We start from the raw sequence: 13,985 nt of genomic DNA on the forward strand, positions 1-13,985 counted from the left end.
GGTTTTTACCGTTTTTTTATACCGCCACCCCCAGCTTTTTCGAAAACTTTGATAGCGCTTTTCCTAGTATGACCCTGTCGCAATACCAACATGGGGTGTACTTATGGATCTCGTCTATCTCGCCGGTATCGGGCTGTTCTTTGCCCTGATGCTCGGTCTCGCTGCCGGCTGTGCCCGGCTTGGGGGTGCCAAATGACTTGGCTATTCATTCTTAGCGGCGCTGTCGCCGCCGGCCTGCTGATCTATCTGATCGCCGCGCGGCTTAATCCGGAGGACTTCTCATGAGCAATCATGCCTGGATTCTGCTCGGGATATTTCTTGTCGTTCTGTTGCTCACCGTCAAGCCGTTGGGGACTTACATCGCCAACGTAATGGAAGGCCGCTTCCGTCTGGCCGGCAAGATCGAAAGCCCGATCTATCGCCTGTGCGGCATCCGCCCGGACGAGGAAATGGGCTGGCTGAAATACGCCTTCGCCATTTTGCTGTTCAATGTCCTCGGCGCCCTGGCCGTCTATGCCCTGCAGCGCCTGCAGGCCGACCTGCCGCTCAATCCGCAGGCTTTCGCCAATGTCAGCCCGGACTCCGCCTTCAACACGGCGATCAGTTTTGCCACCAATACCAACTGGCAAGGTTACGTCGGCGAAGCGACAATGAGCTACCTGACGCAGATGCTGGCCCTCGCTGTGCAGAACTTCCTGTCGGCCGCCACCGGCATCGTCGTCGTCATCGCCCTGATCCGCGGCTTTGCCCGCCACACGGCGAAGACCGTCGGCAATGCCTGGGCCGACCTGACGCGCATCACGCTGCATATCCTGCTGCCGATCTCCATCATCTACGCGGTCTTCCTGACCGGCCAGGGCGTCATCCAGAACTTCGACGCCTACAAGGATGTGACGACGCTGGAAGTGACCAGCTTCGACAATCCCAAGGTCGACGATGCCGGCCAGCCGCTCAAGGATGAAAAGGGCGCTGTCATCACCGAACCGGCACAGACGCAAACCCAGACGCTGGCCATGGGCCCGGTCGCTTCGCAGGAAGCGATCAAGATGCTGGGCACCAACGGCGGCGGTTTCCTCAACGCCAACTCGGCGCATCCCTATGAAAACCCGACACCGCTGACCAACTTCTTTCAGATGCTGTCGATCTTCCTGATCCCGGCCGCGCTGTGCTTCACCTTCGGCCGCATGGTAGGTGACACCCGTCAGGGCTGGGCCGTGCTCGCGGCGATGACCCTGATGTTCGTCGCCCTGGCCTATACCGCGATGCACTTCGAGCAGCAAGCCAATCCGCTGCTCACCCAACTCGGTGTCGATCCGTCTGCCGGCAACATGGAAGGCAAGGAAACCCGCTTCGGCATCGCCGAATCCGGCCTGTTCGCCACCATCACGACGCTCGCTTCCTGTGGTGCGGTCAACGCCATGCACGACTCGTTTACGCCGCTTGGCGGCCTGGTTCCGCTGATCGATATGCAACTCGGCGAAGTGGTGTTCGGCGGCGTCGGCACCGGTCTCTACGGCATGCTCGTCTTCGCCATCATGGCGGTGTTCATCGCCGGCCTGATGATCGGCCGCACGCCGGAATACCTGGGCAAGAAAATCGAGGCCTTCGAGATGAAGATGGTTTCCATCGCCATCCTGGTCACGCCGCTGCTCGTGCTGGTCGGCACGGCCATCGCTGTGATGCTCGCCGACGGCCGGGCTGGCATCGCCAACCCTGGTGCCCACGGCTTCTCGGAAATCCTCTATGCCTTTACCTCGGCCGCCAACAACAACGGCAGCGCCTTCGCCGGCTTGTCCGCCAACACGCCGTTCTACAACGTGATGCTCGGTATCGCCATGTGGTTCGGCCGTTTCGGCGTGATCGTGCCAGTTCTTGCCATCGCCGGTTCGCTGGCTGCCAAGAAGCGCATTGCCGTCGGCGCCGGCACCCTGCCGACGCATGGCCCGCTGTTCGTCACGCTGCTGATCGGCACGGTACTGCTGGTCGGCCTCCTGAATTACGTCCCGGCGTTGGCTCTCGGCCCCGTCATCGAGCACCTCGTGCTCTGGGCCGCTCACTAAGCGCTTGGGGAGATAACCATGACACGCAAGACTTTTACCCTGTTCGATCCGGCACTGGCCGTTCCGGCCGTCGCCGATGCCTTCCGCAAACTGAATCCGGCCGTGCAATGGCGCAATCCGGTGATGTTCGTCGTCTACGTCGGCAGCATCCTGACCACCATCCTCTGGCTACAAGCCCTCGGTGGGCAAGGCGAAGCACCAGCCGGTTTCATTCTGACCATCGCCATCTGGTTGTGGTTCACCGTCCTCTTCGCCAATTTTGCCGAGGCGCTGGCCGAAGGACGTAGCAAGGCGCAGGCCGCTTCGCTGCGCGGCCTGAAGAAGGAAACCTGGGCCAAGAAACTGGCTGAGCCGCGTTACGGCGCCCAGTGGCAAATGACCCCTGCCGCCGACCTGCGCAAGGGCGACGTCATCGTCGTCCAGGCCCAGGAAACCATTCCGGCCGACGGCGAAGTCATCGAAGGCGTCGCCTCGGTCGACGAATCGGCCATCACCGGCGAATCAGCCCCGGTCATCCGCGAATCGGGCGGCGACTTCTCGGCCGTCACCGGCGGCACCCGCGTCCTGTCCGACTGGATCGTCGTCCGGGTCACGGTAAATCCGGGCGAAACCTTCGTCGACCGCATGATTGCCATGGTCGAGAACGCCAAGCGCCAGAAGACGCCGAACGAAATCGCCCTGACCATCTTGCTCGTCGCGCTGACCATCGTTTTCCTCGGCGTTGTCGTCACCCTGCTGCCCTTCTCGATGTTCAGCGTTGAAGTCGCCGGCGCCGGCACGCCGATCAGCATCACGGTCCTGATTGCCCTGCTCGTCTGCCTGATCCCGACCACCATTGCCGGCCTGCTGTCGGCCATCGGCGTGGCCGGCATGAGCCGCATGATGCAGGCCAACGTCATCGCCACCTCCGGGCGTGCCGTCGAAGCCGCCGGCGACGTCGATGTGCTGCTGATGGACAAGACCGGCACGATCACGCTCGGCAATCGCCAGGCTTCCGCTTTCCTGCCAGCCGATGGTGTGACTGAAGCCGAACTAGCCGACGCCGCGCAACTCGCCTCGCTGGCCGACGAAACGCCGGAAGGGCGCAGCGTCGTGGTGCTGGCCAAGCAACGTTTCCAGTTGCGCGAGCGCGACATTCACGCCCTCGATGCCCACTTTGTGCACTTCTCGGCCCATACCCGGATGAGTGGGGTGGATATGGCCGACCGCCAGGTGCGCAAGGGTGCTGCCGATGCCATCAGGAAGCATGTTGAAACGCTGGGCGGCAAATTCCCGCCGTCGGTATCGGGCTATGTCGAGGAAGTCGCCCGTCGCGGCAGCACGCCGCTGGTGGTCGCTGACGGGACGCGCGTCATGGGCGTCATCGAGCTCAAGGACATTGTCAAGGGCGGCATCAAGGAACGCTTTGCCGAACTGCGCAAGATGGGCATCAAGACCGTCATGGTGACCGGTGACAACCGCATCACGGCAGCTGCCATCGCTGCCGAGGCCGGTGTCGACGACTTCCTGCCGGAAGCGACGCCGGAAGCCAAACTTGCCTTGATTCGCGAGTACCAGGCCGAAGGCCGGCTGGTGGCGATGACTGGCGACGGTACCAACGACGCTCCGGCGCTGGCCCAGGCCGACGTCGCGGTGGCCATGAACACCGGCACGCAAGCGGCCAAGGAAGCCGGCAACATGGTCGACCTCGATTCCAACCCGACCAAGTTGATCGAAGTCGTCGAAACCGGCAAGCAGATGCTGATGACGCGCGGCTCGCTGACCACCTTCAGCATCGCCAATGATATCGCCAAGTATTTCGCGATCATCCCGGCCGCTTTTGTGACGACCTACCCACAACTCGCTGCGCTCAACGTCATGGGCCTGGCCAGTCCGGCCTCGGCCATCCTGTCGGCGGTGATCTTCAATGCCCTGATCATCGTCTTCCTGATCCCGCTGGCGCTGAAAGGCGTCAAGTACCGCCCGCTCGGCGCCGCGACCCTGCTGCGCCAGAACCTGGCGATCTACGGCCTGGGTGGCGTCATCGTTCCCTTTATCGGCATCAAGCTGATTGACCTGGCGATTGCCGCCGTCGGCCTGGCCTGAGGAGAAAACTCATGAAAACCCTGTTGCGTCCCGCCGTCAGCCTCTTCGTGCTGCTCACCGCCGTCACCGGCGTCGTCTATCCGCTCGCTGTCACCGGTATCGCCAAGGCCGTTTTTCCGGCCGAGGCCGATGGCAGCCTGATCGTCAAGGATGGCAAGGCGTTCGGCTCCAGCCTGATCGGCCAGAACTTCACCGATCCCAAGTATTTCTGGGGCCGCCCCTCGGCCACCGGGCCGATGCCGTACAACGCCAGCGCCTCCAGCGGCTCCAACCAGGGCCCGCTCAATCCGGCGCTGGTCGATGCCGTCAAGGGCCGGATCGAGGCCCTCAAGGCCGCCGATCCTGACAACAAGCAGCCGATTCCGGCCGACCTGGTGAATGCCTCGGCGAGCGGCCTCGATCCGCACATCAGCCCGGAAGCGGCTGCCTATCAAGTGGCTCGCGTCGCCGGCCAGCGCCATCTGCTGCCGGCCGACGTCAAGGCCCTGGTCAGCCAGCACACCGAAGGCCGCCAATGGGGCGTCTTCGGCGAACCCCGGGTGAACGTTCTCCAACTCAACATCGCGCTTGATTCGCTTCGCAAATAAACCAAAGAAAGACTCTCATGAAAAAATCCCTGATCGCCCTGACTCTGGTTAGCGCCTTTGCTGCTCCGACCTTTGCTGAAGACGCTGCCCCGCCCCCGGAACACACTCTGACCGGCAACGTTGGCCTGTTCTCCAGCTACCGCTTCCGTGGTATCGACCAGACTTTCGGCAAGCCGGCCTTGCAAGGCGGTTTCGATTACGCACATTCGAGCGGCGTCTATGTCGGCAACTGGAATTCCAACGTCAACTCCGGTGCCGGCTATCCGGAAGGCAATCTGGAAATGGACCTCTACGGTGGCTACAAGATGTCCTTCGGCGATTTCGGCATTGATGTCGGCGGTATCTATTATTACTACCCGGGTTCCACCTATCTGAACAAGACGGTGAAGAACGGCGAAGTCTACGTCGGCGCCAGCTGGAAGTTCATTTCCGTCAAGTACAACTACGGCCTGACCGACTACTTTGGCGCCAAGACTGCCACCGGTGACGATACCAAGGGGGTCAGCTACATCGATCTCAGCGCCAATTACGATCTGGGTAACGGCTGGGGCGTCAATGGCCACGTCGGCTATCTTGATTTTGACAAGGTCAACAACGGCTCCTACACCGACTGGAAGATCGGCGCCACCAAGGACCTGAGCGGCTGGATTGTCGGCCTTGCTTACATCGGTACTGATGCCAAGGGTAACTGCTCTTCCGGCGAGTTCTATTGCTTCTCCAACGACCTGAGTACCACCGGCACTCAGACCGGTACCAGGACCAGGGATGCCGGTCGCGGTACAGCTGTCCTTTCCGTAACAAAAAGCTTTTGATTGAGTGAAGGGGTAAGAGCCCATGACCGAATTCGAGAATGGGAAAGTGGGCCACCCCGTAGCCCTTCGCCGCCGCTGGATCGAAAGGTGGCGGATTTATCACGCGGAAGAGGAATACGAATTGAAAACCATCGCTGATCTTCTCCTGATCGAAGACATCGTCCTCGACCTAGAAGTGGCAAGTAAGGAGCAGCTTCTTGAAGATATTGGCCGGCATATGGAAAGCAGGCATGGCATGCCGCAAGCCTGGGTCGTCCTGAGCCTGTCCCGCCGTGAAGAGGTCGGATCAACCGATCTGGGCGAAGGTGTGGCCATCCCGCACGCACGTATCAAGAATCTGGAGCGGATACAGATCGCCTATTTCCGCCTTGCCGCGCCGATACCATTCGCCGCGCCGGACGGCAAGGCGGTGTCCGACATCCTTGTCCTGCTGGTGCCAAAGCAGGCAACGGAAGAACACCTCACCATTCTGGCCGATGCGACGCGGATGTTTTCCGATTCCCGGTTCCGCGAATGCCTGCACTTGTGCAATCAGGCATCGGCAGTTCAGCAATTGTTCGCAACCTGGCCGCGCCCGGCCTGAGTTCGACCAGCCAGTCTTTACATTCTTTTTATAGCGAAGCCCCGATATTTTTCAGAATCTTGAAATGGATTTGCCTAGTATTTGCCATGTACCAGACCTGTTGAACCGAGGAAATATGGATGCCGTGAATTTTCTGCTGGCTGTTGCCACCATCCTCATTCCCCTTGGGCTGGCTTGGCTGTACATCAATCGAAAGTGAAGGAAACCATGAGCTCAGACTTATGCATCGGCATCGCCTCGACTAACGACTCGCTGGAAATCGCCGCTCTGGAACCCGGCAAGGCTGCCGTGGTAACGAAATTTCCGGCAACGGTAATGGGGATCGAAGGCATCAGGGCCTTTCTGTCCGGTTACGCAAATCCGGTGAGGATGGCCGTGGCGGGTGTCGCGGCGGTGAGTCTGGCGCTGAGTCTGGGCAATGTTCGTGGCCGGGAAACCTTCATCGTCTCGTCGGCCATCGCCGATCAGGCAGTAGCCCTGGCCCGTTATGCCGAACATGCCGCGTAAGACATCATGGCATCTCACATCTGTCCGGTTTGCGGCAGACGGCATGCCGTGCATCCGCTCCTCGACCGTCTGGCCTACGGCCATCAATTGACCTGCTCCCCTCACTGCAAGACGATTTTTCCCGGCCTGGTCCGGGCCCGGGTGCTCGCTGAAATTGCCAAAAGCGGGCAGGATGGGGGTTGTCGACAGGAACGGGGATAGAACATGCTGATCAATTGTGTCGCCTACGAAAACGGCTCGCGTCTGGCCGACATGGCCGTCGAGGAAATCAGCGACTATCTGGCCAAACCGGATTGTTTCGTCTGGGTTGCCCTGCGCGATGCGACAGCGCACGAACTGGATCAGATGCAGGAAGAGTTCGCCCTGCACGAACTGGCCGTCGAGGATGCCCGCCATGGTCACCAGCGGCCGAAGATCGAGGAATATGGTGATTCGGTGTTCGCCGTCATGCACCTGCTGGAGGAGGTCAATGGCGAGTTCAATGTCGGCGAGGTCAATGTCTTCGTCGGGCAGAACTACGTTCTATCGGTCAGAAACCATAGCCAGCAGGGTTTTCTCGGGGTGCGCGAACGCTGCGAGCGTGAGCCGCATCTGCTCAGTCATGGCTCAGGCTTTGTCCTCTACGCCCTGATGGATGCGGTTGTCGATCGCTACTTTCCGATCATGGACCGGCTGGAATCGGAACTAGAAGAAATCGAAGAACAGATTTTTGCCAAGGGCGCCGCCCGCAGCAATATCGAACGGCTCTATGACCTGAAACGCAAGATCACCTTTCTCAAGCATGCTGTCGCGCCAATGATGGAGGCCACCGGCAAGCTCTCGGGCGGCCGGGGGCCGGCAGTCTGTGCCAATAGTCGCGACTACTTTCGCGACGTCTATGACCACCTCGCCCGGATCAATGCCTCTCTCGACAATATCAGGGACACCATCGGCACGGCCATCCAGGTCAACCTTTCCATGGTGACCATCGAAGAAAGTGAAGTGAATAAAAAACTGGCGGCCTGGGCTGGCATCTTCGCCGTCGCCACTGCATTTGCCGGCATCTGGGGAATGAACTTCAAGGCCATGCCCGAATTGCAATGGGAGTATGGCTACCCCATGGCGTTGCTTGCCATCAGTACCGCCTGTGTCGCGCTCTACGTCCATTTCCGACGCGTCGGATGGCTCTAAGGATAAACAGGAATGGCTGACCAACGCCCTGATCCCGACCAACTGCTGAGCCGCCTCAATGAAGAAGAGGCGAAGGCCAAACGCGGCAAGCTGAAGATATTTTTTGGTGCCTCGGCCGGCGTGGGCAAGACCTACGCCATGCTCGGTGCAGGCCGGCAGCAACTGCTGGCCGGCGTGGATGTGGTCATCGGCATCGTCGAGACCCATGGCCGGATGGAAACCGAGGTCATGGCGGACGGTTTGGAGCATCTGCCCTTGCGGGACATCACCTATCGCGACCGGATTCTCAGGGAATTCGACCTCGACACCGCGCTGATTCGCAAGCCGGCGCTCATCCTGATGGACGAGCTGGCTCATTCGAATGTCGCCGGTTCGCGCCATGCCAAACGCTGGCAGGACATCGACGAATTGCTGGCGGCCGGCATCGATGTCTATTCGACCGTCAATGTCCAGCATCTGGAAAGCCTGAACGACGTGGTCAGCGGCATCACCGGCATTCGCGTCTGGGAAACCGTGCCCGACAAGGTCTTCGATGCGGCCGACGAGGTCGTGCTCGTCGACCTGCCGCCAGATGAGCTCCTGCAACGCCTGAAGTCGGGCAAGGTCTATCTGGCCAACCAGGCCGAGCGGGCCATCCGCAATTTTTTTCGCAAGGGCAACCTGATCGCACTGCGCGAATTGGCCCTGCGCCGCACGGCTGACCGGGTCGACGACCAGATGTTGCAGTATCGGCGTGACCAGTCGGTTTCACCCGTCTGGCAGACCCGTGACTCCCTGCTTGCCTGCGTTGGCCCTGGCGCCGGGGCAGAAAAGATCGTACGCACCACGGCCCGCGTGGCCAACCGGCTGGAAGCACCGTGGCACGCCATCTATATCGAGACGCCCACCTTGCAGCGCCTTTCTGAAGCGAGTCGCCATCGCATTCTGCGCAACCTCAAGCTGGCAGAGGAACTTGGGGCGCAAACGGCGACGCTGTCAGGCAACGAGGCCGATGAACTGGCGATTAAATACGCCCGCGATCACAACCTGTCGAAGATCGTCGTTGGCCGGGATCACCAGCGCCTCTGGCGGCCCTGGTACCGCTCCTTCGCCGACCGGGTTGGGCAACGTGCCCCCGACCTCGACGTCCTTCAGGTAGCGCGCTCCCAAGCCGACCGGGAAGCGGTCAGATCGGACGAGGAGAGTCTGGTCGACGGTATCGCCCAGCAATGGCCGGCCTATGCCAAAGCTGCCGCCGGTTGCGCACTGGCCGGGTTTGCGGCTGCCGCGTTGTTCCCCATCTTCGAATTGCCCAACATCGTCATGGTCTTTCTGCTCGCGGTGGTGCTGGTCAGCCTGCGCTATGGCCGTGGGCCCGGTGTTCTGGCCTCATTCATGGCGGTCGCCATTTTTGACTTTTTCTTTGTGCCGCCCCGCTTTTCCTTTGCGGTCTCCGATGTGCAATACGTGATGACTTTTGTCGTCATGCTCGTGGTTGGCCTGATTACCGGCCAGCTGACGGCTGGCTCGAAATACCAGGCCAAGGTGGCGAACCGCCGCGAGCAGCGTGTCCGCTCGCTTTATGAAATGTCGCGCGATCTTTCTGCGGCGCTGATGCCCGAACAGATCGCCGAAATCGGCGAACGCTTCATTGTTGCCGAACTGGGCGCCAAAGCGGCTTTCCTGCTGACTGATGACAACGACCGGCTGCAACCGGCCCTGCCCTCGCCTAACGGCCTGCCTGCCGTCGACATGGGCATTGCCCAGTGGGCCTTCGATCATGCCGAAGCAGCCGGCCAGGGCACCAACACGCTGGCGGCCAGCCCGATCCTGTATTTGCCGCTCAAGGCACCGATGCGTTTGCGCGGCGTGCTGGCACTTGAAGTGCGCCATACGGATCGCTTGCTGATCCCGGAACAACGGCGACTGCTCGATACTTTTGCCTCGCTGATTGCCATCGCACTCGAGCGCGTGCACTACGTCGAGGTGGCCCAGAACACGACCGTTCAGATGGAGTCCGAGCGCCTGCGCAACTCGGTTCTGTCGGCCATTTCACATGATTTGCGGACGCCGATGAGCGTGCTGGTCGGCCTCGCCGATTCGATGTTCCTGACCCAGCCGCCACCGACCGGCCCGCAGGCCGAGATTGCCCACTCACTGAAGGAGGAAGCGCTGCGCATCAGTGGCCAGGTGAACAACCTGCTCGACATGGCCAAGCTGCAGTCCGGCCGGGTTGAGCTGAACCGGCAATGGCAGCCGCTGGAAGAGGTGGTCGTCAGCGCATTGAAAACCCTGGAGCGCGCCTTTGCCGAGCACCAGATCAGGGTTCAGCTCGATGAGAACCTGCCGCTGGTGAATATAGACTCCGTGCTCATGGAGCGGGTCATCTACAACCTGCTCGAAAACACCGTGAAGTACACACCAGCCGGTAGCCTGGTAGAAGTCGGCGCCAAGCTCGGGGAGCGCATGATCGAGGTCTGGGTAGACGACAACGGTCCCGGCCTGCCTGAAGGGAAAGAGGAAGTCATTTTCAAGAAATTCGAGCGCGGTCAGACGGAGGGTGCCACCCGTGGTGTCGGGCTGGGGTTGGCCATTTGCCGGGCCATCGTCGAAGCCCATGGCGGGGAAATTCATGCCCGCAATCGGCCGCAGGGGGGGGCGCGTTTCACGTTCACGTTACCCCGGGGCACCCCACCCTTGCTCAAGATTGAGGAAGTACCCGAGGAAGTTCCCGAGAAAAAGGAGAGCTGCTGAATGTCTACCGCCACACCGACCGTGATCGTCGTCGAGGATGAAGCCAACATACGCCGCTTCATCAAACTGGCGCTGGAGGCCGAGCAATTGGAGGTTTTCGAGGCTGATTCAGTGGCAAGGGGGCTGATCGAAGTCGGCACCCGGCAGCCCGATCTCGTCGTGCTCGACCTCGGACTGCCGGATGGCGACGGGATCGAACTGATCCGTGACGTGCGGACCTGGTCGGAAATTCCCATCATCGTCCTCTCGGCCCGTACGGCGGAAGCCGACAAGGTGGCGGCGCTCGATGCCGGTGCCGATGATTACCTGATCAAACCATTTGGCGCCGCCGAACTGCTGGCCCGGGTACGCGCTCACCTGAGAAGGCGTTTCCGGGCTGGAACGACGGGCCTGTCGATATTCGAGTTCGGCAATGTTCGCGTCGATCTGGGCAAGCGCATCGTCGAAAAGGATGGGCAGCAGATTCACCTGACGCCGATCGAGTTCCGGCTGCTCGCCTACCTGATCGCCAATCCCGATTCCGTCCTGACCCACCGCCAGCTGCTAAAGGCGGTCTGGGGGCCAAACCATATCGAGGACAGCCACTACGTTCGCGTTTATATGGGGCATGTCCGGAAAAAAATCGAGGACGACCCGACGCGACCCAAGTTCATTCTGACCGAATCCGGTGTCGGCTACCGGTTTGTCAGCTGAGCTGGTTTTCCGCGCCTGGTCAGCGCGGCGTTAACGCGCCAAGCTGCGAAACGATTTCGGCGAACAGTGGGCGCTCAGCGACGTTGTCCTGCGCGCAGTCGGCCTGCAGCGATTTCAATTTTTGGGCTTTTCCCCGGTTGACCGTGGAATCGGGCTCAAACGCGGAAAACGCCAGCAATTCTTCAAGCAGACACGAAAACGCCCGCACCTCGATGCGCTGCAGGGCCTTGGCGACGAGCGGATCGTCCGGCGGCACGAAGGACGCGGCGCCGAAATCGCCGAGCAGAGCCTGCCCTTCGGCGCCATGCAGGATATTGTGGCCGTACAGATCGCCATGCGTGATCCCTTGGGCGTGCAGGTGTTCGGCCGCCGAGGCGATGCCAAGGGCGAGGCGGATGGCGGCGTCGAGGGCGAAACTGGCCCCGGCCGGATAAACGTCACGGGTGCAGGAGTCCAGACTGGGCGGCCCGGCCAGATTGCGGAAGTCGCTGTCGATCAGCGCCATGACCAGCCCGTGCGCTTCCTCCGGATGGGCCGCCAGCTTGCCGAGGACCGGAATCAGATTCGGGTGGGTACCGGCGGTCATGCAGGCGTTCATCTCGTTGCGCGGCAAACCGTCGCTCGTCATCGCGCCCTTGAACAGCTTGAGCGCGACCGGCTGCGCGCCGCCGGCCGAGCGCCATTCGGCATGATGAATGACGCCGGAAGCGCCCTCGCCCAGTTGATGGCTGACGTGCAGATCGTCCCAGTGAATGGGGGAAACACCTTTCTGAACCGGCACCTCCTGGCAAAACGGATTGCCGGCGAAGGCCAGCCAGGAAAGTTTTGGCAGCGTCAGCAGCCAGTCGGGCAAGGCGGCAAGCTGGTTGGCCGCGATACGCAGCAACTCCAGCCCGGTGCAATTGGCCATCTCGGCGGGCAGCGCACGCAACTGGTTGCCAGCCAGCATGAGCTTCTGCAAACGGGTGCAGCGGCCGATTTCCGGCGGCAGTTCGGCAATCCGGTTATCGGTCAGAATCAGCCAGCGCAGTTTGGGCGGCAACGCCGCAGCCGGCACCTGCTGAATCCGGTTGGCCCTGAAGCCAACCATCTCCAGCTCGCCACACTGACCGATCACCGCCGGCAATTCCGTGAACCGGTTGTCCGAACAAAACAGGATGCGCAGCCGGTGCAGCCGTGGCAGATCGTCAGGCAACGTGGCCAGCCTATTCCCCGACAAATCAAGAATCTCCAGCGTCTCGGCCAGAGCAAAAATCTCGCGCGGAAACTCGCTCAGGCCGCAAGCCAGTTTGAGGCGCCGGCTCCCGGCCAGCTTGCCGGTGCGCAGGTCTTCGAGGGTGTTCAGAGGCATTCGGGGCATTCCGCCGGGCGGCCGTGATAAGGTGCGGCAGGATAACAAAAGAGGGTGAAAAATGACTTGGGAGAAGCCTGCCAGCCCCTCGATGACCGAACGCGGCATGCGCATCGCGCTGATATTTGCGCTGGCCGCCGAGCGCCTGACGGCTTTTTACGAATACGGCCAGTGGCTGACCGAAGCCCAGGGCGCCAGCCTGGCCGCCGACTGGCTGGCGCGCTCGAAAAACAAGATGCCGCTCAACGAACGCCGGCAACTCTCCGCTCTCAGCGACCAGCTCGCCCGTCAGATCGAGAGCAGCCTGTCGCGCGAAGCCGGCATGTACACCGCCCACGAAATGATGGAATCGCTCGACCCCAACCATCATTCCGAAATCGCCGAATCGCTGATGGTGGAATGCGAACGGCTGCTTGACGAGCACCTCGCCGGCTAAACTGCCAAAGAAAAAGGCCCGCCAAAAGAGCGAGCCTTCGCAGTGAAACCGGGCCAGTTGCTTACAGCAACTCAGCCGGAATATTGCCGCCGTTTTCAGCCAGTTTCTGCAGCACGGTCTTGTGCAACCACATGTTCATCTGCGCCGAATCGCCCATCTTGTCGGCCGGGCAGCCAAGTTCGGCGGCCAACTCCTTGCGCACCCCGAGGCTGCTGTCCAGACCGAGCAGTTTCAGCAGATCGACGATGGACGTCTTCCAGTTGAGCTTTTCCGGATTGGCCTTGGCCAGCGCTTCCAGCTTGGCGACGACATCGACGGCGCTGATTGCCACCGGCACAGCGGCTGCGGGAGCCTCAACGGCGGCCGGAGCGGTCGGAGCAGCTTCCGCAACCACGTCCTTCTTGTCATCGCCAAAACCCAATTTGGCCAGAATATTGCTGAAAATTCCCATGGTGTTTCTCCTGTGCGACCGATTGAACAAATGCTGCCCGCAAACTCCCGAGCGCCAAATTCATGTTAGTTGCATTCGACGACAGGTTTGGTGAATTTATATGAAGGGATTTTTACAATTCCCAACCTTTCGGTAATGAGCCTCCGTGGCCGCGCCACATTTGATTTTTTGCCGTTTTTTCCGGTTGACCGTGGAAGCCACGGCCAACCGGTTTCAGCCTGCCGTCAGACCACTTTCATCTTCACCAGCGTCGCCACATCGATGATTTCAGCAATCCTGTCCCCCAGCCCGGCCAGCACGGCAGCGTGTACCGTCGCCGCCGGAATCGTTTGGCCGTCCGGCCCCTGCAGATCGCGCGTCGCGCTGGCGTCGGCAACCACGCCTACCCGGTAGCCGCGATGAAAGGCTTCGCGGGCGGTTGAATCGACGCAGTTGTGGGTCATGTAGCCGGCGATGATCAGCGTTTCGACGCCGCGCGTTTGCAGTTCGTCGAGCAGGCTGGTGCCGGTGAAAGCCG

Annotated in this window: 14 protein-coding genes; 11 read left to right on the forward strand and 3 right to left on the reverse strand. The window is 61.0% G+C overall.

All coding sequences use genetic code 11. The annotated features are described in order from the left end of the window. Positions 1–192 precede the first annotated feature (192 nt). The 10 genes from kdpF to kdpE all read left to right on the forward strand — a co-directional run bounded on the left by kdpF (position 193) and on the right by kdpE (position 11,230). A complete protein-coding gene (gene kdpF, locus ADADOO_RS00870; protein WP_511274277.1) occupies positions 193–285 on the forward strand; it encodes a K(+)-transporting ATPase subunit F in 93 nt (30 codons plus the stop codon). Next, the gene (gene kdpA, locus ADADOO_RS00875; RefSeq protein WP_511274278.1) at positions 282–2,060 is read left to right on the forward strand and encodes a potassium-transporting ATPase subunit KdpA; all 1,779 of its coding nucleotides are present in this window, start codon (positions 282–284) and stop codon (positions 2,058–2,060) included. Before kdpF ends, kdpA begins: the two co-directional genes overlap by 4 nt. Positions 2,061–2,078: 18 nt before the next feature. Then, entirely contained in the window at positions 2,079–4,145 is a 2,067-nt protein-coding gene (gene kdpB, locus ADADOO_RS00880) for a potassium-transporting ATPase subunit KdpB (RefSeq protein ID WP_511274279.1), read from the forward strand. An 11-nt stretch (positions 4,146–4,156) separates the two neighbouring features. Continuing rightward, positions 4,157–4,732, forward strand: coding sequence for a potassium-transporting ATPase subunit KdpC (gene kdpC / locus ADADOO_RS00885; protein WP_511274280.1), 576 nt, complete (start codon positions 4,157–4,159; stop codon positions 4,730–4,732). 17 nt (positions 4,733–4,749) lie between these two features. Further along, positions 4,750–5,544 carry a TorF family putative porin gene (locus ADADOO_RS00890; protein WP_511274281.1) on the forward strand — a complete coding sequence of 265 codons (795 nt, stop codon included), beginning with the start codon at positions 4,750–4,752 and terminating at the stop codon, positions 5,542–5,544. A gap of 22 nt (positions 5,545–5,566) precedes the next feature. Further along, on the forward strand, positions 5,567–6,127 hold the full coding sequence (locus ADADOO_RS00895; RefSeq protein ID WP_511274282.1) for a PTS sugar transporter subunit IIA: 561 nt from the start codon (positions 5,567–5,569) through the stop codon (positions 6,125–6,127). Positions 6,128–6,334: 207 nt separating this feature from the next. Next, on the forward strand, positions 6,335–6,634 hold the full coding sequence (locus ADADOO_RS00900) for a hypothetical protein (protein WP_511274283.1): 300 nt from the start codon (positions 6,335–6,337) through the stop codon (positions 6,632–6,634). 204 nt (positions 6,635–6,838) lie between these two features. Then, complete coding sequence (gene corA / locus ADADOO_RS00905) at positions 6,839–7,804, forward strand: magnesium/cobalt transporter CorA (RefSeq protein ID WP_511274284.1); 966 nt, start codon at positions 6,839–6,841, stop codon at positions 7,802–7,804. A gap of 12 nt (positions 7,805–7,816) precedes the next feature. Further along, the gene (kdpD, locus tag ADADOO_RS00910; protein WP_511274285.1) at positions 7,817–10,537 is read left to right on the forward strand and encodes a two-component system sensor histidine kinase KdpD; all 2,721 of its coding nucleotides are present in this window, start codon (positions 7,817–7,819) and stop codon (positions 10,535–10,537) included. Then, on the forward strand, positions 10,538–11,230 hold the full coding sequence (kdpE, locus tag ADADOO_RS00915; protein WP_511274286.1) for a two-component system response regulator KdpE: 693 nt from the start codon (positions 10,538–10,540) through the stop codon (positions 11,228–11,230). 19 nt (positions 11,231–11,249) lie between these two features. Here kdpE and ADADOO_RS00920 read toward each other — a convergent pair whose 3' ends face one another. Next, positions 11,250–12,581, reverse strand: a complete 1,332-nt coding sequence (locus ADADOO_RS00920) for a leucine-rich repeat-containing protein kinase family protein (protein ID WP_511274287.1) — start codon at positions 12,579–12,581, stop codon at positions 11,250–11,252. A 61-nt stretch (positions 12,582–12,642) separates the two neighbouring features. On the opposite strand from ADADOO_RS00920, the gene ADADOO_RS00925 reads away from it, so the two are divergent. Continuing rightward, entirely contained in the window at positions 12,643–13,017 is a 375-nt protein-coding gene (locus ADADOO_RS00925; protein ID WP_511274288.1) for a hypothetical protein, read from the forward strand. Between the two features lie 61 nt (positions 13,018–13,078). Here the strand turns inward: ADADOO_RS00925 and ADADOO_RS00930 are convergent, their stop codons facing one another. Further along, entirely contained in the window at positions 13,079–13,468 is a 390-nt protein-coding gene (locus ADADOO_RS00930; RefSeq protein WP_511274289.1) for a DUF3597 domain-containing protein, read from the reverse strand. 224 nt (positions 13,469–13,692) lie between these two features. Next, positions 13,693–13,985: isochorismatase family protein (locus ADADOO_RS00935; protein ID WP_511274290.1), on the reverse strand; the 293-nt coding region annotated here is incomplete at its 5' end.

This window comes from Azonexus sp., from assembly GCF_036170495.1.
In the GTDB taxonomy this organism is placed as follows: Bacteria; Pseudomonadota; Gammaproteobacteria; order Burkholderiales; family Rhodocyclaceae; genus Azonexus.

Excerpts from the sequence above, each read along its gene's own strand:
- kdpF (WP_511274277.1), top strand. The coding sequence starts at position 193 with ATGACTTGGCTATTCATTCTTAGCGGCGCTGTCGCCGCCGGCCTGCTG.
- kdpA (WP_511274278.1), top strand. The coding sequence starts at position 282 with ATGAGCAATCATGCCTGGATTCTGCTCGGGATATTTCTTGTCGTTCTG.
- kdpB (WP_511274279.1), top strand. The coding sequence starts at position 2,079 with ATGACACGCAAGACTTTTACCCTGTTCGATCCGGCACTGGCCGTTCCG.
- kdpC (WP_511274280.1), top strand. The coding sequence starts at position 4,157 with ATGAAAACCCTGTTGCGTCCCGCCGTCAGCCTCTTCGTGCTGCTCACC.
- ADADOO_RS00890 (WP_511274281.1), top strand. The coding sequence starts at position 4,750 with ATGAAAAAATCCCTGATCGCCCTGACTCTGGTTAGCGCCTTTGCTGCT.
- ADADOO_RS00895 (WP_511274282.1), top strand. The coding sequence starts at position 5,567 with ATGACCGAATTCGAGAATGGGAAAGTGGGCCACCCCGTAGCCCTTCGC.
- ADADOO_RS00900 (WP_511274283.1), top strand. The coding sequence starts at position 6,335 with ATGAGCTCAGACTTATGCATCGGCATCGCCTCGACTAACGACTCGCTG.
- corA (WP_511274284.1), top strand. The coding sequence starts at position 6,839 with ATGCTGATCAATTGTGTCGCCTACGAAAACGGCTCGCGTCTGGCCGAC.
- kdpD (WP_511274285.1), top strand. The coding sequence starts at position 7,817 with ATGGCTGACCAACGCCCTGATCCCGACCAACTGCTGAGCCGCCTCAAT.
- kdpE (WP_511274286.1), top strand. The coding sequence starts at position 10,538 with ATGTCTACCGCCACACCGACCGTGATCGTCGTCGAGGATGAAGCCAAC.
- ADADOO_RS00920 (WP_511274287.1), bottom strand. The coding sequence starts at position 12,581 with ATGCCTCTGAACACCCTCGAAGACCTGCGCACCGGCAAGCTGGCCGGG.
- ADADOO_RS00925 (WP_511274288.1), top strand. The coding sequence starts at position 12,643 with ATGACTTGGGAGAAGCCTGCCAGCCCCTCGATGACCGAACGCGGCATG.
- ADADOO_RS00930 (WP_511274289.1), bottom strand. The coding sequence starts at position 13,468 with ATGGGAATTTTCAGCAATATTCTGGCCAAATTGGGTTTTGGCGATGAC.